The 18,827-nt window shown below is 71.7% G+C and carries 21 protein-coding genes, 1 pseudogene and 1 riboswitch; of the genes and pseudogenes, 13 read left to right on the top strand and 9 right to left on the bottom strand.

Going from position 1 to position 18,827, the window contains the following annotated elements; genetic code table 11:
- Nucleotides 1–21: 21 nt before the first annotated feature.
- Complete coding sequence (locus ACF1DX_RS17465) at nucleotides 22–477, bottom strand: RpiB/LacA/LacB family sugar-phosphate isomerase (protein WP_391792025.1); 456 nt, start codon at nucleotides 475–477, stop codon at nucleotides 22–24.
- A 165-nt stretch (nucleotides 478–642) separates the two neighbouring features.
- On the opposite strand from ACF1DX_RS17465, the gene ACF1DX_RS17470 reads away from it, so the two are divergent.
- Complete coding sequence (locus tag ACF1DX_RS17470; protein ID WP_391792026.1) at nucleotides 643–1,368, top strand: lysophospholipid acyltransferase family protein; 726 nt, start codon at nucleotides 643–645, stop codon at nucleotides 1,366–1,368.
- A 70-nt stretch (nucleotides 1,369–1,438) separates the two neighbouring features.
- Here ACF1DX_RS17470 and ACF1DX_RS17475 read toward each other — a convergent pair whose 3' ends face one another.
- Together ACF1DX_RS17475 and ACF1DX_RS17480 are read right to left on the bottom strand one after the other, a co-directional pair.
- Nucleotides 1,439–3,040 (bottom strand): alpha/beta hydrolase, encoded by a 1,602-nt coding sequence (locus ACF1DX_RS17475; protein WP_391792027.1) that lies wholly within the window; start codon nucleotides 3,038–3,040, stop codon nucleotides 1,439–1,441.
- Between the two features lie 232 nt (nucleotides 3,041–3,272).
- Entirely contained in the window at nucleotides 3,273–3,902 is a 630-nt protein-coding gene (locus ACF1DX_RS17480) for a TetR/AcrR family transcriptional regulator (RefSeq protein ID WP_391792028.1), read from the bottom strand.
- Nucleotides 3,903–4,009: 107 nt separating this feature from the next.
- Here ACF1DX_RS17480 and ACF1DX_RS17485 point away from each other — a divergent pair, with 107 nt between their 5' ends.
- A complete protein-coding gene (locus ACF1DX_RS17485) occupies nucleotides 4,010–5,011 on the top strand; it encodes an ABC transporter permease (protein WP_391792029.1) in 1,002 nt (333 codons plus the stop codon).
- Nucleotides 5,012–5,103: 92 nt separating this feature from the next.
- Here ACF1DX_RS17485 and ACF1DX_RS17490 read toward each other — a convergent pair whose 3' ends face one another.
- Nucleotides 5,104–5,391, bottom strand: coding sequence for a type II toxin-antitoxin system Phd/YefM family antitoxin (locus ACF1DX_RS17490; protein WP_391792030.1), 288 nt, complete (start codon nucleotides 5,389–5,391; stop codon nucleotides 5,104–5,106).
- Between the two features lie 68 nt (nucleotides 5,392–5,459).
- On the opposite strand from ACF1DX_RS17490, the gene ACF1DX_RS17495 reads away from it, so the two are divergent.
- The 3 genes from ACF1DX_RS17495 to ACF1DX_RS17505 all read left to right on the top strand — a co-directional run bounded on the left by ACF1DX_RS17495 (nucleotide 5,460) and on the right by ACF1DX_RS17505 (nucleotide 7,424).
- Nucleotides 5,460–6,095 (top strand): ATP-dependent Clp protease proteolytic subunit, encoded by a 636-nt coding sequence (locus ACF1DX_RS17495; protein WP_391792031.1) that lies wholly within the window; start codon nucleotides 5,460–5,462, stop codon nucleotides 6,093–6,095.
- A gap of 7 nt (nucleotides 6,096–6,102) precedes the next feature.
- Entirely contained in the window at nucleotides 6,103–6,411 is a 309-nt protein-coding gene (locus ACF1DX_RS17500; protein ID WP_030865466.1) for a hypothetical protein, read from the top strand.
- A gap of 333 nt (nucleotides 6,412–6,744) precedes the next feature.
- A riboswitch (cyclic di-AMP (ydaO/yuaA leader) is annotated at nucleotides 6,745–6,947 on the top strand.
- Nucleotides 6,948–6,950: 3 nt separating this feature from the next.
- Nucleotides 6,951–7,424, top strand: coding sequence for a C40 family peptidase (locus tag ACF1DX_RS17505; protein WP_391792032.1), 474 nt, complete (start codon nucleotides 6,951–6,953; stop codon nucleotides 7,422–7,424).
- Between the two features lie 38 nt (nucleotides 7,425–7,462).
- On the opposite strand, the gene ACF1DX_RS17510 is transcribed toward ACF1DX_RS17505, so the two are convergent.
- On the bottom strand, nucleotides 7,463–7,924 hold the full coding sequence (locus tag ACF1DX_RS17510; RefSeq protein ID WP_391792033.1) for an ATP-binding protein: 462 nt from the start codon (nucleotides 7,922–7,924) through the stop codon (nucleotides 7,463–7,465).
- Nucleotides 7,925–8,136: 212 nt separating this feature from the next.
- Between ACF1DX_RS17510 and ACF1DX_RS17515 the strand changes: the two genes are divergently transcribed.
- Both ACF1DX_RS17515 and ACF1DX_RS17520 read left to right on the top strand, forming a co-directional pair.
- Nucleotides 8,137–8,997 (top strand): helix-turn-helix domain-containing protein, encoded by an 861-nt coding sequence (locus ACF1DX_RS17515; RefSeq protein WP_391792034.1) that lies wholly within the window; start codon nucleotides 8,137–8,139, stop codon nucleotides 8,995–8,997.
- A 9-nt stretch (nucleotides 8,998–9,006) separates the two neighbouring features.
- Nucleotides 9,007–9,231: a DUF397 domain-containing protein gene (locus ACF1DX_RS17520; RefSeq protein ID WP_391792035.1), complete on the top strand. Its 225-nt coding sequence runs from the start codon at nucleotides 9,007–9,009 to the stop codon at nucleotides 9,229–9,231.
- Nucleotides 9,232–9,284: 53 nt separating this feature from the next.
- Here ACF1DX_RS17520 and ACF1DX_RS17525 read toward each other — a convergent pair whose 3' ends face one another.
- Nucleotides 9,285–10,412, bottom strand: coding sequence for an 8-amino-7-oxononanoate synthase (locus ACF1DX_RS17525; RefSeq protein ID WP_391792036.1), 1,128 nt, complete (start codon nucleotides 10,410–10,412; stop codon nucleotides 9,285–9,287).
- Nucleotides 10,413–10,560: 148 nt separating this feature from the next.
- Here ACF1DX_RS17525 and bioB point away from each other — a divergent pair, with 148 nt between their 5' ends.
- The 4 genes from bioB (at nucleotide 10,561) to ACF1DX_RS17545 (ending at nucleotide 14,473) form a co-directional block, all read left to right on the top strand.
- Nucleotides 10,561–11,712 carry a biotin synthase BioB gene (gene bioB, locus ACF1DX_RS17530; protein WP_391792037.1) on the top strand — a complete coding sequence of 384 codons (1,152 nt, stop codon included), beginning with the start codon at nucleotides 10,561–10,563 and terminating at the stop codon, nucleotides 11,710–11,712.
- Nucleotides 11,705–12,985: an adenosylmethionine--8-amino-7-oxononanoate transaminase gene (locus ACF1DX_RS17535; RefSeq protein WP_391792038.1), complete on the top strand. Its 1,281-nt coding sequence runs from the start codon at nucleotides 11,705–11,707 to the stop codon at nucleotides 12,983–12,985. Before bioB ends, ACF1DX_RS17535 begins: the two co-directional genes overlap by 8 nt.
- 1 nt (nucleotide 12,986) lies before the next feature.
- On the top strand, nucleotides 12,987–13,703 hold the full coding sequence (bioD, locus tag ACF1DX_RS17540) for a dethiobiotin synthase (RefSeq protein ID WP_391792039.1): 717 nt from the start codon (nucleotides 12,987–12,989) through the stop codon (nucleotides 13,701–13,703).
- Nucleotides 13,704–13,771: 68 nt separating this feature from the next.
- On the top strand, nucleotides 13,772–14,473 hold the full coding sequence (locus ACF1DX_RS17545) for a class I SAM-dependent methyltransferase (protein WP_391792040.1): 702 nt from the start codon (nucleotides 13,772–13,774) through the stop codon (nucleotides 14,471–14,473).
- Here the strand turns inward: ACF1DX_RS17545 and ACF1DX_RS17550 are convergent, their stop codons facing one another.
- Together ACF1DX_RS17550 and ACF1DX_RS17555 are read right to left on the bottom strand one after the other, a co-directional pair.
- Nucleotides 14,474–14,848 (bottom strand): fic family toxin-antitoxin system, toxin component, encoded by a 375-nt coding sequence (locus ACF1DX_RS17550; RefSeq protein ID WP_391792041.1) that lies wholly within the window; start codon nucleotides 14,846–14,848, stop codon nucleotides 14,474–14,476. It abuts the gene before it with no gap.
- Nucleotides 14,849–14,852: 4 nt separating this feature from the next.
- Nucleotides 14,853–15,092 (bottom strand): toxin-antitoxin system HicB family antitoxin, encoded by a 240-nt coding sequence (locus ACF1DX_RS17555; protein ID WP_344561835.1) that lies wholly within the window; start codon nucleotides 15,090–15,092, stop codon nucleotides 14,853–14,855.
- A gap of 185 nt (nucleotides 15,093–15,277) precedes the next feature.
- Here ACF1DX_RS17555 and ACF1DX_RS17560 point away from each other — a divergent pair, with 185 nt between their 5' ends.
- The gene (locus ACF1DX_RS17560) at nucleotides 15,278–16,105 is read left to right on the top strand and encodes an ABC transporter ATP-binding protein (RefSeq protein ID WP_391792042.1); all 828 of its coding nucleotides are present in this window, start codon (nucleotides 15,278–15,280) and stop codon (nucleotides 16,103–16,105) included.
- 7 nt (nucleotides 16,106–16,112) lie between these two features.
- A pseudogene (locus tag ACF1DX_RS17565) lies at nucleotides 16,113–16,928 on the top strand (ABC transporter permease); the annotation flags it as partial.
- Here ACF1DX_RS17565 and ACF1DX_RS17570 read toward each other — a convergent pair.
- Entirely contained in the window at nucleotides 16,897–18,810 is a 1,914-nt protein-coding gene (locus ACF1DX_RS17570) for a recombinase family protein (RefSeq protein WP_391792043.1), read from the bottom strand. The pseudogene ACF1DX_RS17565 and the gene ACF1DX_RS17570 sit on opposite strands and share 32 nt — an antisense overlap.
- Between the last annotated feature and the right edge of the window lie 17 nt (nucleotides 18,811–18,827).

Genomic DNA, 18,827 nt, shown 5'->3' on the forward strand with positions numbered 1-18,827 from the left:
CGTCGTACGGCTGCGGGCGGGTCAGGGGCCGGTGCGCTCCCGGTCGAGGCGTGCGGTGTGTTCCACGTTGCGCCGGTCCTCCGGGTCGTCGCTGGGCGCCCCGGCGAACCAGGCGTCGAGGATCTCCGTCAACAGCGGCCCGGACGTCAGCCGCAGGCCGATCGCCAGCACGTTGGCGTCGTTCCAGCGGCGCGCGCCGTCCGCCGTGTAGGCGTCCGTGCACAGGGCGGCCCGGACACCGGGCACCTTGTTCGCGGCGATCGAGGCGCCGGTGCCGGTCCAGCAGCACACCACCGCCTGGTCGGCGGTGCCGGCGGCGACCTCACGGGCCGCCGCCTCCGAGCACACGGCCCACCGCGGATCGTCCCCGGGGTTCAGGGCACCGTGCACGCGTACCTCGTGGCCGCGCTCGCGGAGTTCGGCGAGGAGGGCGCGGGCCACGGGTTCGTCCATGTCGGAGGAGACGGAGATCCGCATGCGTCCGAGCCTACTCGGCCGGCCGTCCGGCACGGTGCCTTCCGGTCGCGTCGAACCTGATGCCGGGCCGCACCGCCCGCGCCTAGACTGGCACCCCACGACGTGCCGGATGGCCTGCCGGGACGCGGCGGCACCGCCCGTCCGCCGGAGTCGAGGAGCGTGTCCTTGTTCTACCACCTGCTCAAGTACGTGCTGCTGGGCCCGCTGCTGCGTCTGGTCTTCCGGCCGCGAATAGAGGGCCTGGAGCACGTGCCGTCGTCCGGTGCCGCCATCGTCGCGGGGAACCACCTGTCGTTCTCGGACCACTTCCTGATGCCGGCCGTGCTCAAGCGGCGCATCACCTTCCTCGCCAAGGCCGAGTACTTCACCGGCCCCGGCCTCAAGGGCCGGCTGACGGCGTTCTTCTTCCGCAGCGCGGGGCAGATCCCCGTGGACCGCTCCGGCAAGGAAGCCGGGCAGGCCGCCATCCGGGAGGGCCTCGGCGTGCTGGGCAGGGGGGAACTGCTCGGTATCTACCCGGAGGGCACGCGTTCGCACGACGGCCGCCTCTACAAGGGCAAGGTCGGTGTCGCGGTGATGGCCCTCAAGGCGGGCGTCCCGGTGATCCCCTGCGCGATGATCGGCACGTTCGAGGCCCAGCCGCCCGGCAGGAAGATCCCCCGGATCCACCCGGTGGTGATCCGTTTCGGCAAGCCGCTGGACTTCTCGCGCTACGCGGGGATGGAGAACGAGAAGGCGGTCCTGCGCGCCGCCACCGACGAACTCATGTACGCCATCCTCACCCTGTCCGGGCAGGAGTACGTCGACCAGTACGCGGCCGTCGCCAAGGCCCAGGACGCCGGGCGCGGGGCGGAGGACAAGCGCCGTTTCCCGCGCATGCCGCTGGGCTGATCCCGGTGCGCGCACGGGCGAGGGGCGGCCGGGAAGTTCCGGCCGCCCCTCGTGCCGTACGGCGTGGGTGTTACGGCTTCGGCGTGGCGTGCGGTGCGCAGGTCACGTCGGACCGGTCCACCTCGCCGGTGAGCAGGTAGGTGTCCACCCGGTCGTTGACGCAGGGGTTGACCAGGCCGGTGACGCCGTGGGATCCGGCGTCCCGCTCGGTGATGAGGCGGGATCCCCTGAGCCTCTGGTGCAGTTCGACGGCGCCCGCGTACGGGGTGGCCGCGTCGCGTTCGGACTGGACGATCAGCACCGGCGGCAGTCCCTTGCCGGACCGGACGTCGACGGGCGTGTGCTGCTTGACCGGCCAGGTGGCGCAGGGCAGGTTCATCCAGGCGTTGGCCCAGGTCATGAACGGGTGGTCCCGGTGCAGCCGGGTGTTGTCGCGGTCCCACGTGCGCCAGTTGGTGGGCCACTTGGCGTCGGTGCACTCCACGGCCGTGTAGACGGCGTTGCCGTTCTCCGAGGCCGCGTTGCCCGCCGTGTCGGAGGGATCGGGGGCGGCGGCGTCGACGAGCGCCTGGGTGTCGCCGGCGACGTACTGGCTGAAGACGGCCGCCGTGGGGGCCCACGCGGAATCGTAGTACGGGGCGCTCTGGAAGAAGGAGATCAGCTCGGCCGGGCCGACGACGCCGCCGAGGGGGTTCTTCTCGGCGGTGGCGCGCAGTTCGAGCCACTGCTCCTGGACCTCGGCGCGGGTGTCTCCGAGATGGTAGGTCGCGTCGTTCTTCGCGACCCAGTCCTGCCAGTCCTTCCAGCGGCCCTCGAAGGCGACGTCCTGGTCCAGGTTGGCCTGGTACCAGATCTTCTCGCGGGAGGGGTTGACGACGCTGTCGACGACCATGCGGCGGACGTGTCCCGGGAAGAGGGTGGCGTAGACGGCGCCGAGGTAGGTGCCGTAGGAGACGCCGAGGAAGTTGAGCTTCTTCTCGCCGAGGGCGGCGCGGATGACATCGAGATCGCGCGCGGTGTTCGGCGTGGTCATGTGCGGCAGCATCTCGCCGCTGCGCTCGTGACAGCCCTCGGCGTACTCGCGGGCGAGCTTGCGCTGGGCCCGCTTGTCGGCCTCGGAGCGGGGCACCGGGTCCATCTTGGGCGCCTTGACGAACTCCTGCGGGTCGGCGCAGGAGATGGGCGCGGACTTGCCGACGCCGCGCGGGTCGAAGCCCACGAAGTCGTACGCCTTGGCCGTGTTGGCCCAGACCGGGTTCTTGGCGGTGACCCGGGCCGGGAAGCGCAGACCGGAACCGCCGGGACCGCCCGGGTTGTACAGGAGCGCGCCCTGGCGTTCGCCCTTGGTGCCGGTGTTGCCGATGCGGTCGACGGCGAGCTTGATCTGCTTGCCGTACGGCTTGGCGTAGTCCATCGGCACCGAGACCCAGCCGCACTGGATGGGTTCGGCCAGGTTCCAATCGGCGGGGCAGTCCTGCCAGTCGATGCCGGTCTGCGCGGCCCGGGCGGCGGCGATCGCCACGCCCCTGGCCTCGCGGTCCTTGCCGTGGTGGGTGTCCGCCGTCGCGTTCGCCGTGGGCGCCGCGACGGCGCCGGCTATGAGCGTCGCCGTGACGAGTACTCCGGCCGAACCGAGCGCTGCCGCCCGCCTCTTCGGTCCGCTGTCCCTCAAGTGGGGCCTCCCCCTACGTCGTTGCGATGAGCAGGGGGATCCTCGCTGCTGCGAGGTGGCTGGGAACAGGGTTCGAGGCCGTTCTTTGCCAATCCGATAACCGGGTACTGACGCGCCGTCAATCGGACGCGCCTTCAGCAGGCCGAGGCCTTCCGGCCCGTCCGGCGTTCGGGGACGGGGCCGTTCAGGCCGAAGGGGGCCGGGGCGCGGCCCCCGCGGCGGCCACCACCCGTCAGGTGTCCGCGCGGACGGAACCCATGGCCGTCAACGCCCGCAGCCCCTCCCCCAGCGTCCGCTCGGAAATCCCCCCGAAGAGCGCCATCTGAGCGGCGAACCCCTGCACGAGCGCGATCATCGCCCGCGCCACCGCGTCGGTGTCGACGTCGGCGGACATCAGACCGGCGTCCTGATAACCCTCGACCACCCTCCCCCAGGCCCTGCGGACGTTGTCGTACCCCTCCCTCAGCACGGCCGCCAGCTCAGGACTGCGCGTGGTCTCCGTCCACACCTGGATCATCAGCCGCGGGAACATCCACTCACCGCCGTCCAGGGTGGCCGGCCGTTGCTCCCTCATCCGGGTCAGGGCCCGCGGAATGAGCACGTCCGGGGTGGGCGGCGGGCTCTCCTGGATGGCCTGTTCGAGGATGCCGCGCACCGTGTCGAGCACCTCGGTCACGATCGCGGCGATCAGCTCGTCCTTCCCCCGGAAATACCGGTAGACGGCACCCGCGGAGAGGTCCGCCTCCTTGAGCACGTCCTGCATCGAGGTGGCGTGGAAGCCGTTGCGGGCGAAGCAGGAGGCGGCGCCGTCGAGGATCTGGCGGCGGCGGGCGTCGAGGTGTTCCTGGGATACGCGGGCCATGACCGCAATCTAAAACGAACATTCCTTCTTGACAAGGAGCGGGCCGCGCGGGACGGTGGCCATGAACCTAAAACGAACGATCCTTCTTTATGATCGCCGGAGTCCTCATGTCCCCTTCGCCCCTGTCACCGCGTCGTCGCGTCGCCGCCGTGACGCTGCTGATCCCCGTCCTGGTGGCGCTGGCACTCTGGGCCTTCGCCTGGCCCGCGGCCCGTACGGCACCCCGCGACCTGCCGCTCGGCGTGGCCGGCCCCGCCGCCGCGACCGCGCCGGTGGAGCAGCGGCTGGAGCACCGGAAGGGTGCCTTCGACCTCCACCACTACGCGGACGAGGCCGCCGCCCGGGAAGCGGTCGAGGACCGCGAGGTGTACGGCGCGGTCGTCGTCACCGGGCAGGGGCCGAAACTGCTCACCGCGTCCGCCGCGAGTCCGGTCGTGGCCCAGTTGCTGCAGCAGGCGGTGACCTCTCAGGCCTCCGCCCCGGGCGGCCGGATCGCCACCGTGGACGTGGTGCCCGCCCCCGAGGGGGACCCGCGCGGCGCGGTCCTGAACACGAGCGTGCTGCCGCTGGCCCTGGCCGGGATCGGCGCCGGTGCCGCGGTGACGCTGCTGGGGCTGCGCGGCGCCCGCGCGGTGGCCGCGCTGACCGGTTCCGCCACCCTGGTCGGCGCGGTGACCGCGGCACTGGCGCACAACTGGCTGGACGCCGTTCCGGGGAACTGGTGGGCGGTGGCCGGCACGTTCGCGCTGGCCGCGCTGGCCACGAGTGCGGCCGTCGCCGGACTCGCGGCGCTGATCGGACGGGCGGGCATCGCGCTCGGCGGCTTTGTGATCGTGCTGCTCGGCAACCCCTTCTCGGGGGCGTCCTCGGCGCCGGAGATGCTGCCCGAGCCGGCCGGGGCGATCGGCCAATGGCTGCCGCCGGGGGCTGGAGTGTCGCTGCTGCGCTCGGTGTCCTTCTTCGACGGCGCGGCGGCGGCCGGCCCCGCCCTGACGCTGACCTGGTGGGCGGCGCTGGGCCTGGGCGCCGTACTCCTCGGCCGCGCGCCGAAGGAGCGCACGGGGAACGCGGCACACGCCACCGAGCCCGGCCCGGCCCTGGTCGGCTGACCGGCCGCCCGAGGGCCGCCCCCGGCCGCACGGAACGACCGCGCGCCCCCGCCGCACCGGACGGGGGCGCGCGGTCCTGTCATGTCATAGGCCTACGAGCCCGCAGTCCCCCGGTGCTCCGCCGCGATGCCGAAGCGCTGCCGTTCGCGGGGAGCGGACGCGGCCTCGCGGACACCGGCCACCGTGCTGATCACCTGCTCCTCGGCGGACTCCGGCGCTTCCCTGAGCTCTTCGAGTCGTCGCAGGTCATCGGCGGAGACGAGGGCGACGAGGGGTTTTCCGTGCCGGGTCACGACGACGCGCTCACCGCCGTACACCACGCGGTTGATGAGGTCGGCGAGCTCAGCCCTGGCTTGGGTAACCGGAATCTCGTAGGCCATGAACCCATCATAACGTCACGTACGTCCTGTACATTTTTTACAGAGACAACCAGACAGGAGGGGCTCTCATGACCCGACCGTCCGCCCACCACGTCCTGCCCGAGTTCACCGAACGCACGGCATCGGGGAACCGGACCACGGACCCCTACTCGAAGCTGCTCGAGGAGCGGATCGTCATTCTCGGCACACAGATCGACGAGACCTCCGCGAACGACGTGATGGCGCAGTTCATGTACCTGGAGCACCACTCCCCCGACCGGGACGTCTCGCTCTACGTCAACTCTCCCGGCGGCTCCTTCCACGCCATGTCGGCGATCTACGACACGCTGCGCTACGTCTCCTGCGACGTGCAGACGATCTGCCTGGGCCGGGCGGAGGGCGCCGCCGCGCTGCTGCTGGCCGCCGGCACCCCGGGCAAGCGACTGCTGCTGCCCGGTTCCCGTCTGGTGCTCCGTCAGCCCTCCCTGCAGGAGCCGGTCGAGGGACAGACCAGCGATCTGGCGATCCAGGCCGAGGAGTTGACCCGTATCCGGTCGCGGATGGAGGAGATCCTGGTCCGGCACACGGGCCGCACCCCGGAGCAGGTCCGGGCGGACATCGAACGGGACAAGGTCCTCGACGCGCGGGCGGCGGTGGAGTACGGCCTGGCGGACCGGATCGTGCCCGACCGCAGGGGCCTGTCCCCCGCCTCCGGCGCGAGGTGAGCCGCGGATGCTGCCACCGGAGCTGCCGCCGCTGCCCGCGCTGACCCGCGCGGAGGCCGAGCTGATCGACCGTTACCTCGAGGCCGTCGACCTGCTCGGCCGGGTCAACCCGGCCCTGGGCGGTGACACCTACCGCGGACTGCGCGCGGCTCAGGCGCTGGTCGGCAAGGCCGTCGCGCTGCGCGACGCGCTGACCCTGATGCACCGGCGCGGCGAGAGCGAACTGCACTCCGGCACGCTGGCCCGGGCCCTGCGCGTGCTGGACGGCGAACGGCGCACGGCCAGGGTCACCCTGCCGCCGGCCCCCGGCAGTTGACACCCACGGCCCCCGGACGGCGGCCCCGGTCGGCGGTGCGCCCCGGCCGGGGTTGAAACGGACCAAACGGTGTACCCCCGTCCGGCGTAGACGAACCTGCTGTTTTCGGGCGCCCGGAGTTGCGCAACGCGCGTACCGCACGGCCGGAACGGTGCTTTCCACCCCTGGTCCGCGGCTCCCCGGGCCCTCGGCGAGGGCCCGAACACGGAGGCGTCCACCCGAACGGGTGATTGGTGAGTAACAACACAAACCCCACGTTCCGTTGGGATTTCGATCGCGCCATGAGCCAAGATCCCTGACTGACGACAAGACCCCGCCGCCGCGGCGGGGCGATCCGGGCGGACGCCGAGTCCTGCCGCCGCCCGGATGACCGGTCGACAGGAGTGGATCGGCAGGAGTGGAGGACCCAAGCACGACGGGCCGCCGGGACGTCAGTTCCGAGCAGTCCTTGGGGTGAAGCCGCACATGTGCGGCCGGGCCACTTCGCCAGCCCGAATCCGACAGGTCATCCTTCACAGGCGGCTGACGAAGGGTTGCGCATGACTGCGCTCAATCGTGTCCCGTCTCTCATGGCCCGGGCCGGCACGGCCTCGGCCCTCACCCTGGCCGCCGTGGGCGGCTCCATCGTGGTCCCCGGCGCCGCCTCGGAGGCGGCCGCCGCGGGCCTGGCCACCAAGGCGCTGAACATCGCCGCCTCCAAGAAGGGCTCGCCCTACCAGTGGGGCGCCACGGGGCCGTACAGGTTCGACTGCTCGGGTCTGACGCTGTACTCGTTCAAGAAGGCGGGCAAGAAGCTGCCGCGCACCGCCGCCCAGCAGTACAACAAGACGCGCCACATCTCCGCCGGGAACCGCAGGGCGGGAGACCTGGTGTTCTTCCATTCGGGCGGCTACGTCTACCACGTCGGCATCTACGCGGGTAAGGGCAAGATCTGGCACGCCCCGAAGACCGGGGACGTGGTGCGTCTGCAGAAGATCTGGACCCGCAGCGTCTCGTACGGCCGGGTGAGGTGACCCCGGGGGCGGCGGTGTCCCAGGGCACCGCCGCCCGGCTACTGCTCCTGCTGCCCGGCCGCCGTGACCGCCCCGGCGGCCTGGACGGTCCACGGGAGTTCGACCGATACGGTCTTGCCGCCCTCCCGCGTGGGGCGGATCCTGAGCCTGCCGCCGCATTCCACGGTCAGCCAGCGGATGATGACCAGCCCTCGGCCGTTGTCCTGCTGGACCGCCGCGGGCAGCCGCTTGGGGAACCGCGGGTGGCTGTCCGTGACACCGATGTGCACCCGTTCGTCACGGACCAGGACGACGTCCACGGTGAACGTGGGCGACTGCCCGAACGTGTGCTGCACCGCGTTGGTGGCGAGTTCGGAGACGATCAGCCGGACGGTGTCGCACAGTTCCGCGTCCGCCGGCATGCCCCATTCCTTCAGCGTGCCCACCACATGGGCACGGGCGGCCGAGACCGAGGCGGGATCGCTCGGCAGAGTGACGGATGCTTCCAGATGGTCTGCCATGGCGACGTCGTCCCTTTCCCACGGGACCGCAGTCCGACACGGAGCGGATGGTTCGAGTACGGTCCCGCACTGGTGCTTCGCCGCCAGACTGCCATCCCCGCCCGGCGCGGGGCGGCGATCCGCCAAGATGTGCATATATCTGTCGCTCAAAACGGTGAACTCTGCGACGGGAGACCGTATCCGGGCGACTCGGAAGGAGTAAGGAGAAGTCCATGCAGCACGGTCCCGCGGTGCGCCGCCGGAAACTGGGCGCCGAACTGCGCGCGCTGCGCACCTCGGCGGGACTCACCAGCGGTGAGGCGGCCCGCCTCGCGGGCTGGCACCAGTCGAAGGTGAGCCGGATCGAGACGGGCACGAGCGGGGTGAAACCGGCCGACGTGCGGTTACTGCTCGACGTCTACGGCGTGGCCGACCCGCAGTTGCGGGAGTTGCTGCTGGTGCTGTCGGGCTCCGGCGACGGCGACGGACGGCACCACTGGTGGCACGCCTACCGGGGCGTACTGCCGCCGACCTACCGGGACTTCATCAGCCTGGAGTCGCAGGCGAGCGCGATGCGCACCCTGGAGACCACGGTGATCCCTGGGCTGCTGCAGACACCGGAGTACGCGCGCGCCGTGACGGAGGCGGCCCTGGAGGACGCGTCGGAGGAGCGCCTGGACGCGCTGGTGGAGGTACGGCTGGCCCGGCAGGACGTGCTGCGGACGACACCGCCGCTGGAGCTGAGCGCGGTCCTGGACGAGGCGGTGCTGCGCCGGGAGGTCGGCGGTCCCGGCGTGATGGCCCGTCAGCTCGACCGGCTGGTCGAGGCGGCCCGCCTGCCCCAAGTGCGGTTGCAGGTCCTGCCGTTCAGTGCCGGCGCGCACATCGGTGTGACCGGTCCTTTCGTAATCTTTTCATTTTCGCGCACTTCTGATCTGGACGTGGTTGTTCTCGACCACTTGACGAGTAGCCTCCATCTGGAGCGGAAAGAAGACCTCCGGGTGTACTCGGAGGCCTTCGACGCCCTCTCGATCCACGCCCTTTCACCCGAGGACTCGTTGGATTTCATCGCCGGCACAGCCGCCGGCGCGTAAGGAGGCACGATGCCCGTACCGCCTCGGACCATCCCTTCCGCTCTCGCACTGCGCGATGTGAGGTGGCTGCGCAGCAGCTACAGCACGGGGGCGAACAACTGCGTGGAGACGGCCCGGCCGGCCGCCGGCCCCCTGGCCGGACTGCTCGCCGTGCGCGACTCCAAGGCCCCGGACGGACCCGCGCTGCTCTTCTCCCCTGCCAGCTGGACGGAGTTCGTGGCCGCGGTCGGCTGACGACCCGGCCGGTCGACCCGTCGTCGGGCGACGCACGGCCGTGTCCCGCCGACTCATGGCCGCGTCTCGCCGACCACCCGTACAGCGCGTTCGATCTCCGCCCCGGACAGGTCCGCGCGGGCGGTCAGTCTGAGCCGTGAGACGCCGTCGGGCACGGAAGGAGGACGGAAGCAGCCCACGGACAGGCCGGCCGCCCGGCAGTCGGCCGCCCATCGCACGGCCCGCTCCGGGGAAGGGGCACGCACGGAGACGACCGCGGCGTCCGGACGCACCGCTTCCAGACCCGCGGCCGTCAGCCGGTCGTGCAGTTCCCGCGCCACCTCGCCCGCCCGTGCCGCGCGCCCGGGTTCGCGGCGCAGCAGCCGCAGGGCCGCCAGGGCCGCACCCGCGGCGGCGGGGGCGAGCCCCGTGTCGAAGATGAACGTCCGGGCCGTGTTGACCAGGTGTTCGATCACCCGGGCCGGGCCGAGCACCGCTCCGCCCTGACTGCCGAGCGACTTGGACAGCGTCACCGTCACGACGACGTCGTCGGCGCCCGCCAGCCCCGCCGCGTGCGGGGCCCCGCGTCCGCCGTCGCCGAGCACACCGAGACCGTGCGCGTCGTCGAGCACCAGACCCGCGCCGTGCTCCCGGCACACCGCGGCGAGCCCGGTGAGCGGGGCGGCGTCGCCGTCCACCGAGAACACCGTGTCGGACACCGCGACCGCGGGCCCGTCGTGCCCGTCCAGCGCCTTGCGCACGGCATCGGGATCGGAGTGCGCCGCCACCTGTGTCGTACCGCGGGCGAGCCGGCAGCCGTCGATCAGCGAGGCGTGGTTGCCCGCGTCGGAGACGATCCTGGAGCCGTGCGGGGCCAGTGCGGTGACGGCGGCGAGGTTGGCCGCGTAGCCGGAGGAGAAGACCAGGGCCGCCTCGAAGCCGCAGAAGGCGGCCAGTTCGCGTTCCAGTTCGGTGTGGAGCCCGGTGGTGCCGGTGACGAGCCGGGAGCCGGTCGACCCGCCGCCCCAGGTCCGCGCGGCCCGCGCGGCGCCCTCGGTGACCTCCGGGTGCCGGGCCAGGCCCAGGTAGTCGTTGCTCGCCAGATCGAGCAGCGGCGTGTCGGCGGCCCGGGGACGCAGGGTGCGTACGAGTCCGGCCCGGCGGCGCAGTTCCGCCTGCTCGTCGATCCAGCCGAACGCCATGGGTCCTCCGAGGTTTTTTGTAGGCAGTGCACAGACATTAGCGGGAGGCCGGACGGACCACTGTGTGGTGATACCCACACCTCGAAGTGCCCCTGTTGTACGAACCCACCTTGGCCCGGACGGGTCGGGTACGACAGGATCGGCTCCCATGGACCTGCTGAACACGCTGGTGGACAAGGGGCTTCGGCGTGAGACGCCGACCCGCGGGGAAGCTCTGGCCGTGCTGGCCACCTCCGACGACGACCTGCTCGATGTGGTGGCCGCGGCCGGGAAGGTGCGGCGGCACTGGTTCGGCCGACGGGTGAAACTCAACTATCTCGTCAACCTCAAGTCCGGCCTGTGCCCGGAGGACTGCTCCTACTGTTCCCAGCGGCTCGGCTCCAAGGCCGACATCCTGAAGTACACCTGGCTCAAGCCGGACCAGGCGTCGCAGGCGGCCGCCGCCGGTCTCGCGGGCGGCGCCAAGCGGGTGTGCCTGGTGGCCAGCGGCCGGGGTCCCACCGACCGTGACGTGGACCGGGTCTCCGACACCATCAAGGCCATCAAGGAGCAGAACGAGGGCGTCGAGGTGTGCGCCTGTCTCGGTCTGCTCTCCGACGGCCAGGCGGAGCGGCTGCGCGAGGCGGGCGCGGACGCCTACAACCACAACCTCAACACGTCCGAGTCGACGTACGGGGACATCACGACCACCCACACGTACGCCGACCGGGTGGACACGGTGCGCAAGGCGCACGCCGCCGGCCTGTCGGCCTGCTCGGGTCTGATCGCCGGCATGGGCGAGTCCGACGAGGACCTGGTCGACGTGGTCCTCTCGCTGCGGGAACTGGACCCGGACTCGGTGCCGGTCAACTTCCTGATCCCGATGGAGGGCACGCCGCTCGCCAAGGAGTGGCACCTCACCCCGCAGCGGTGCCTGCGCATCCTGGCGATGACGCGGTTCGTCTGCCCGGACGTCGAGGTGCGGATCGCCGGCGGCCGTGAGGTGCACCTGCGCACGATGCAGCCGCTCGCGCTGCACCTGGCCAACTCGATCTTCCTCGGCGACTACCTCACCAGCGAGGGCCAGGCAGGCAAGGCGGACCTGGAGATGATCGCGGACGCCGGGTTCGAGGTGGAGGGCACCGGCGAGGTGACGCTGCCCGAGCACCGCGCGGGGGGCGGCTGCGGCTCCCACGAGAGCGGCGGCGCGTGCGGTCCGGCGACCGCGGACTCCCGCGGGAGTACGTCCGGGGAGCCCCGTACGGACCTGGTCGCCGTGCGCCGCCGGGGCGCCGGAACGGACCTCGCGCCCAATGCCTGAGCGGTCCGTCGCCGAGCTGCTGGAACTCGACCGGCGGCATGTCTGGCACCCGTACGGGCCCATGCCGGGCCGTCAGGAACCGCTCGTCGTGGAGTCGGCGAGCGGGGTGCGGCTGAGACTCGCCGACGGCTCGGGTGAACTGGTCGACGGGATGTCGTCCTGGTGGTCGGCGATCCACGGCTACAACCACCCGGTGCTCAACGAGGCCGCGCGCGGGCAACTGGAGCGGATGAGCCATGTGATGTTCGGCGGGCTCACCCACGAGCCCGCCGTGCGACTGGCGAAGCTCCTTGTCGACATGTCGCCGGACGGTCTCGAGCATGTGTTCCTCGCCGACTCCGGGTCGGTGTCGGTCGAGGTCGCGGTGAAGATGTGCCTGCAGTACTGGCGCTCGCTGGGCCGGCCGGAGAAGCGGCGGCTGCTGACCTGGCGGGGCGGCTACCACGGCGACACCTGGCAGCCGATGTCGGTGTGCGACCCCGAGGGCGGGATGCACGAGCTGTGGTCCGGCGTGCTGCCGCGCCAGGTCTTCGCGGACGCGCCGCCGGCCGGGTACGAGGAGGAGTACGCCGAACACCTGCGGTCCACGGTCGAGCGGCACGCCGGCGAGCTGGCCGCGGTGATCGTGGAACCGGTGGTGCAGGGCGCGGGCGGGATGCGGTTCCACTCCCCCGCGTACCTGCGGGTGCTGCGCGAGGCGTGCGACGCGCACGGCGTGCTGCTGGTGTTCGACGAGATCGCGACCGGGTTCGGGCGCACGGGCGCCCTGTTCGCGGCGGGGCACGCGGCGGTGACGCCGGATGTGATGTGTGTGGGCAAGGCGCTGACCGGCGGTTACCTGACCATGGCGGCGACGCTGTGCACCGCGCGGGTGGCCGAGGGCATCTCGCGCGGCGAGGTGCCGGTGCTGGCGCACGGGCCGACGTTCATGGGCAATCCGCTGGCGGCGGCCGTGGCCTGCGCCTCCGTCGAACTGCTGCTCGGCCAGGACTGGCTCGCGGAGGTCGAGCGGATCGAGGCGGGCCTGCGGGAAGGGCTGGCGCCGGCGGCCGGGCTGGCCGGGGTGCGGGACGTGCGGGTGCTCGGCGCCATCGGGGTGGTCCAGCTCGATCACGCCGTCGACCTGCGGGCGGCCACGGAGGCCGCCGTGCGCGAGGGCGTGTGGCTGCGGCCGTTCCGCGATCTGATCTACACCATGCCGCCGTACGTCACGGGTGACGCGGACGTGGCGCGCATCGCCCGCGCGGTGTGCGCGGCGGCGAAGGAGGGATGACATGCCGGTGATGGTGATCACGGGCACGGGCACCGAGGTCGGCAAGACGGTGGTGACGGCCGCCCTCGCCGCGACGGCGCTGGCGGCCGGCCGGTCGGTGGCGGTGCTGAAGGCGGCGCAGACGGGTGTGCTTCCGGCGGACGCCGGGGACGCCGACGAGGTCGCGCGGCTCGCCGGTGCGGTGACGACGGCCGAACTGGCCCGGTACCCGGATCCGCTGGCGCCGGCCACGGCGGCCCGCCGGGCCGGCCGGGCGCCGGTGCATCCGCACGAGGTCGCGGAGCGGGCCGCCAAGCTGGCCACGGAGCACGACCTGGTGCTGGTGGAGGGCGCGGGCGGGCTGCTCGTACGGTTCGACGCGGCCGGCGGGACGCTGGCGGACGCGGCGGCGCTGCTGGCCGCGCCGGTGCTGGTGGTGGCGTCGGCCGGGCTCGGCACCCTGAACGTCACGGAGCTGACGGCTCGTGAACTGCGCGGACGCGGGCTGGACCTGGCGGGTGTGGTGATCGGCAGCTGGCCCACCGAGCCGGACCTGGCCTCGCGGTGCAACCTGCTGGACCTGCCGGACGTGACCGGTGCCCCGCTGCTGGGCGCCGTACCGGCCGGGGCGGGCCTGCTGGACCCCGCCGGGTTCCGGGCCTCGGCACCGCGCTGGCTGGCGCCCCGGCTGGAGGGGACCTGGGACGCGGAGACGTTCCGGGTGCGCGAGGCGCCCTGACGGCGGGCGGGGGTGTGGATCGTCCGTTCGGGGGAGAATCACCGTAGGCCCGTTCCGGGGAGGTCCTCATGCAGCTACGGTCCGGCCGGTCCACGAAGGTGCGGCGGGATGCCGTGCACCATCCGGTGTTCGCGCGGTACTACGCCCGGCTCAGCGTCGCCGCCGAGACCCGCGCGGGGATGGCCCAGGTGCGGCGCGGACTGCTCGGCGGGCTGTCCGGCCGGGTGATCGAGGTCGGCGCGGGCAACGGTCTGAACTTCGCGCACTATCCGGGCACCGTCTCGGAGATCGTCGCCATCGAACCGGAGCGTGGGCTGCGGGCGCTGGCCGTGGAGGCCGCCCTGCGCGCCCAGGTGCCGGTGGACGTGGCGCCGGGTGCGGCGGAGGCGCTGCCGGTCAAGAGCGAGGCGTTCGACGCGGCGGTGCTCTCGCTGGTGCTGTGCAGCGTCCGGGACGTGCCGCGGGCGCTCGCGGAGCTGCGGCGGGTGCTGCGGCCGGGCGGCGAGGTGCGGTTCTTCGAGCACGGCCGGGGCGGCGGCCGGGTCATGCGCCTCACCCAGCGGGCGCTGGACCGCACGGTCTGGCCGCCGCTGGCCGGGGGCTGCCATGTGGCGCGGGACCCGGTCGGCGCGCTGCGCCGGGCGGGGTTCGAGCTCGGCCCCTACCGGCGGGTGCTGATGCCGGACAAGGGGCCGGCGCTGCCCACCTCGTACTGCGTCATGGGCACCGCGTGGCGCCCGACGGGCGACACGGCGGCCGACGGGAGCTGATCACTCGCACCAGCGGCGCAGCTCGGCGGCGATGTCGTCCACGGTCGCCTCGCCGTCCTTGACCAGGCGGGCCAGATCGCGCACCCGCTCCGGCGAGGTGACGACCTTCAGACCGCTGGCGACGAGATAGGCGTACGCGACGGCGGAGGCGAACAGCGCGTTGGAGCGCTCCAGCGCGGGGATGTGGATCAGCAGCTGGAGCAGCGAGGCGGCGCGGGCGTGCGGGCTGTCGTAGACGGGGACGTCGAAGATCTCGGCCTCATGGCGTGCGACGGCGGCGACGAGGGCGCCCCAGTCGGTGACCTGAGGGTCCCCCGGGGTCTGCCGCTCGGCGAGCATGAGCAGCCACGCGAGGTCGATGCGCAGGTCTTTCAACGGCTCAGCGGCGGCCTTCGCGCGTGCCTTCGCGCTCCTTGCCGAATTCCTCGGCGAAGACGCTCTCGTACTGCTTCATGAAGTCGGCGGCGGCCTCGACGAAGGCGCGGCCCGCCTCGCCGGTGTCCTGCCGGACCAGTTCCTCGATGTAGCGGTTCACGCTCATCCCGCGCGCCAGGGCACGTTCCCGTGCCGCGCGGGCGGTGCCCTCGTCCACGCGCACGTTCAGCTGGGTCTTCGCCATGTCTCGAAGCTAGCGCCGGAGTGCTAGCGGCGGCAAGTGCCGTGGCGGGACCGGGGGACGCGAAGAACGTGCCCCTTACGCCGGTATCGGGGACCTGCACCCACGGGGGGATACCGGATGTGGGCTGGATCACACTACCCTCGGCGCGACGAGCACGACCTGACGTCCACTCGGAGGAGGCGGCCTTGTCCACACCTGCTGCGGAGCACGCCCTGGGCCTCGCGTCGGCCGACGGGATCGCGGCCCGCGCCCGCGGTCTGACCAAGGCGTACGGCTCGGGCGAGACGACCGTGCTCGCCCTGGACTCGGTGGACGTGGACATCGCGCGCGGACGGTTCACCGCGGTCATGGGCCCGTCGGGATCCGGGAAATCCACGCTCATGCACTGTCTGGCGGGGCTCGACACCGTTTCCGCCGGACGGGTGTGGCTGGGAGACACCGAGACAACAGGACTGAAGGACCGTGAGCTGACCCGGCTGCGGCGGGACCGGATCGGGTTCATGTTCCAGTCCTTCAACCTCATCCCGACGCTGAACGCGCGGGAGAACATCACCCTGCCCATGGACATCGCGGGCCGGAAGGCCGATGAGAAGTGGCTGGACCAGGTCATCGACACGCTGGGGCTGCGGGACCGGCTCAAGCACCGGCCCGCGCAGTTGTCGGGCGGTCAGCAGCAGCGCGTGGCCTGCGCGCGGGCGCTGGCCTCCCGCCCCGAGCTGATCTTCGCGGACGAGCCGACCGGCAACCTCGACTCCCGCGCGGGGCTCGAAGTGCTCGGCTTTCTGCGCGAGGCCGTGGACGCGCTCGGGCAGACCGTCGTGATGGTCACGCACGACCCGGGCGCCGCCGCCCACTCCGATCTGGTGCTCTTCCTCGCGGACGGCCGGATCGTGGACGAGATGCGCCGGCCCACGGCGGAGTCGGTGCTGGAGCGGATGAAGCGCTTCGACGTGCTCCGCGCCCCCGCGGACACCGCCGGCGGCCCGGACGCGCCGGTGCCCGGGAAGGACTGACGCCGCGCTGAGGGCGACACTGCGGAGCTTCCTCGCGCACAGGGGCCGGCTGCTGCTGTCCGCGCTGGCCGTCGTCCTGTCCGTGGCGTTCGTCGCGGGCAGTCTGATCTTCTCCGACACGGTCTCCCGTACCTTCGACCGGCTGTTCGCCTCCACGTCCGCCGATGTGACGGTGGCACCCCCGGAGGACCTGGAGTCGTCGGTGCCCACGGGGGCCGTCCGGACGGTCCCGGCCTCGCTCGCCCAGGAACTGTCCCGCGTCGACGGCGTCGAGTCCGCGCGTCCGGACGTCGAGGCCGACAACGTCACGGTCGTCGACGGCGACAACGAGTCGGTGGGGCCGACCACGGGCGCGCCGACCCTCGCGGTGGACTGGTACGTCAGCGAGCGCAGTGTGGTGGAGCTGACCTCCGGCCGCGCCCCGCGCGGCGACGGCGAGGCGGTGCTGGACGCGGACACGGCCGGCGTCGAGGACGTCGGGATCGGGGACACGCTGTCCGTGCAGGCGCAGCCGGGCACGTTCCGCGTGGAGGTCGTCGGGATCGCCACGTTCACCACCACGAACCCCGGCGCGGCGCTGGTCTTCCTCGATCCCGAGGTGGCGGCCACCAGGCTGCTGGGCTCGGCGGACCTGGCCACGAGCGTCTCCCTCGACGCGGCGCCGGGCGTGACCGACACGGAGCTGAAGCGCCGTGTCACCGCGGCGCTCGGCGACGGCGGCTACGAGGTGCGGACGGCGGACGAGCTGGCCGAGACGGCCGCCGACGAACTCGGCGGATTCCTCGACGTGATCAAGTACGTGATGCTCGGCTTCGCGAGCCTCCGACCACGTTCTGTTCCGCGTCTAGGAGTAGTTCCGGGATCACCCATGTCCGGATGGACATGGACGGGGCCACCCAGGGCTGGAACGGCTCCGCTCCCCCGACGCCGGTCAGACGGTCCATGGCCTGCTCCCACAGGCCCGCCTTGCTCCACCGGGTCCAGTGGTTGTGCAACAGCGTGTGTGGCCCGTACCCAGCGGGCATCTGCGTCCACTGCACGCCGGTGCGCGCCTTGTACAGCAGCCCTTCGACGACCTTCCGCGGGTCGCCCTTGCGGAGCTTCGGCATCAGATCGGCGATGGCCTCCCATGCGGCGTCGTCCAGCTCGGGCACGAGCCGTTCACGCTCACGGAACCAGCCGGCCAGGGCACAGGGCGTGCCCTGGCGTCCCTTCGGGGGTTCCTTCGTCACGGTGACCGTGGTGTCCAGCAGCTCCAGAAGCCGCAGCTTCTGGGCAGGGGGCAGGTTCTCCAGCCTCTTGTGGGCCGTCTCGGCCATCTTCAGCAAGTCCTTGGCCCTCTGCCCGGCTGTCGCCGTCTCAGCCGCCCAGGCGGCCGTCTCGGCCCTCAGCTTCTCCAGACTGGCCAGTTCCTCGGTGAACGGCCTCACGGCCGCTGCGGCGGCCTCCTCGGCCTCCGCATCCGTGGCGCCCTCGCCGATGGCCTCGCGCACGGCCATGGACATGGTGACGTTCCTGGTTCTGCGCAGAGTGGTGATCTGCTTGTCCAGGTCGGCGATGCGTTCGGCGTGGTTGATGTTCTGGCCCTTGTTGACGCCGGTCCAGTCCTCGGCCACCTTTTTCAGACGCTCGATGTCCCCCAGCGCCTCACTGAATGTGGACCACACGGTCTCTTCGGTGACGTTCGCCTCGATGAAGACGCATTCACAGCCGGAGCCGTTACAGCGGTAGCCGGCGACTTTCCCGTTCTTGAGGTGGCCGGTGTACCGCTGGCCGCACGGGGAGATGAGCCGGGTGCTCAGGATGTACACGCGCCCACGATTGACGGGCGGGCCCTTCTTCACCAGTTCGGCAACCTCCTTCAGCTCTTCCACCTCTTCCGGGGTGAAGACGGGAGGCAGGTTGATGATGACGGACTCCCCGTACATCGGCTTGCCGTCACGGTCCAGCTTGGCCTTCTTCGCCTTGCGGAAGATCATCCTGGAGTTCAGGACGGGATCCCCCAGCATGATCTGCTGGAGGTTCTGGTAAGACCAGGGCTTGCCGGTCTTGGTGAACAGTTCTTCGGCGTTCAGGACGGCGGCCGTGTCCGGCCAGCTCTTGTTCCTGACGAACTCTTCACGCCCGCGGCGCAGAGTGCGACGGTCGCTGTCGCACAGGACGAGTCGGGATTCACCCTTCACACCCTGGTTCTCGACCTCATACCCGAAGGGCACGAACCCGCCCGTGTATCCCCCGTCTTCGGCCTTCTCCTGAAGGCCGCCCTGGGTCCGGTCGCGGATTGTCTCGCGCTCGTCCTCGGCCCGGTCGGCATCTTTGCGCATACGGCTACGGCCTTCGGCGGTGGTGTCGTCGTAGTCGCCTTTGACGACAGCGACGTACACCCCGAGATCTTCCAGTTCCCACACCCACGGCCAGAAAGCCCGATCCCGTCGGCCGATGGCTCGCGCTTCTGCGACGGCCACGACGTCGAACGTCCGCTGTGGCTGGCGAGCGAGTTCCATCAAGCGCTTCAGGTCGGGGCGCTCGTGCCACTCCAGGCTGCCGCTGAATCCTTCGTCGGCGAACACGTCGACGAGTGCCCAGCCCTTTTTTGCGATGTGCTTGACGACCCGCTTGCCGGTGCAGGAGATGCCGTACCCCTTCTTTTGCTCCTCAGTGGAGACCCGAAGGTAGGCGACGGCCCGGAGCTGTCCGGGCTCCACAGCTTGAGTACGGCGTC

Origin of the sequence: Streptomyces sp. NPDC014676 (assembly GCF_043084105.1) — a bacterium.
Lineage (GTDB): Bacteria > Actinomycetota > Actinomycetes > Streptomycetales > Streptomycetaceae > Streptomyces.

Excerpts from the sequence above, each read along its gene's own strand:
- ACF1DX_RS17465 (WP_391792025.1), bottom strand. The coding sequence starts at position 477 with ATGCGGATCTCCGTCTCCTCCGACATGGACGAACCCGTGGCCCGCGCC.
- ACF1DX_RS17480 (WP_391792028.1), bottom strand. The coding sequence starts at position 3,902 with ATGGCCCGCGTATCCCAGGAACACCTCGACGCCCGCCGCCGCCAGATC.
- ACF1DX_RS17485 (WP_391792029.1), top strand. The coding sequence starts at position 4,010 with ATGTCCCCTTCGCCCCTGTCACCGCGTCGTCGCGTCGCCGCCGTGACG.
- ACF1DX_RS17490 (WP_391792030.1), bottom strand. The coding sequence starts at position 5,391 with ATGGCCTACGAGATTCCGGTTACCCAAGCCAGGGCTGAGCTCGCCGAC.
- ACF1DX_RS17495 (WP_391792031.1), top strand. The coding sequence starts at position 5,460 with ATGACCCGACCGTCCGCCCACCACGTCCTGCCCGAGTTCACCGAACGC.
- ACF1DX_RS17500 (WP_030865466.1), top strand. The coding sequence starts at position 6,103 with ATGCTGCCACCGGAGCTGCCGCCGCTGCCCGCGCTGACCCGCGCGGAG.
- ACF1DX_RS17505 (WP_391792032.1), top strand. The coding sequence starts at position 6,951 with ATGACTGCGCTCAATCGTGTCCCGTCTCTCATGGCCCGGGCCGGCACG.
- ACF1DX_RS17510 (WP_391792033.1), bottom strand. The coding sequence starts at position 7,924 with ATGGCAGACCATCTGGAAGCATCCGTCACTCTGCCGAGCGATCCCGCC.
- ACF1DX_RS17515 (WP_391792034.1), top strand. The coding sequence starts at position 8,137 with ATGCAGCACGGTCCCGCGGTGCGCCGCCGGAAACTGGGCGCCGAACTG.
- ACF1DX_RS17520 (WP_391792035.1), top strand. The coding sequence starts at position 9,007 with ATGCCCGTACCGCCTCGGACCATCCCTTCCGCTCTCGCACTGCGCGAT.
- ACF1DX_RS17525 (WP_391792036.1), bottom strand. The coding sequence starts at position 10,412 with ATGGCGTTCGGCTGGATCGACGAGCAGGCGGAACTGCGCCGCCGGGCC.
- bioB (WP_391792037.1), top strand. The coding sequence starts at position 10,561 with ATGGACCTGCTGAACACGCTGGTGGACAAGGGGCTTCGGCGTGAGACG.
- ACF1DX_RS17535 (WP_391792038.1), top strand. The coding sequence starts at position 11,705 with ATGCCTGAGCGGTCCGTCGCCGAGCTGCTGGAACTCGACCGGCGGCAT.
- bioD (WP_391792039.1), top strand. The coding sequence starts at position 12,987 with ATGCCGGTGATGGTGATCACGGGCACGGGCACCGAGGTCGGCAAGACG.
- ACF1DX_RS17545 (WP_391792040.1), top strand. The coding sequence starts at position 13,772 with ATGCAGCTACGGTCCGGCCGGTCCACGAAGGTGCGGCGGGATGCCGTG.
- ACF1DX_RS17555 (WP_344561835.1), bottom strand. The coding sequence starts at position 15,092 with ATGGCGAAGACCCAGCTGAACGTGCGCGTGGACGAGGGCACCGCCCGC.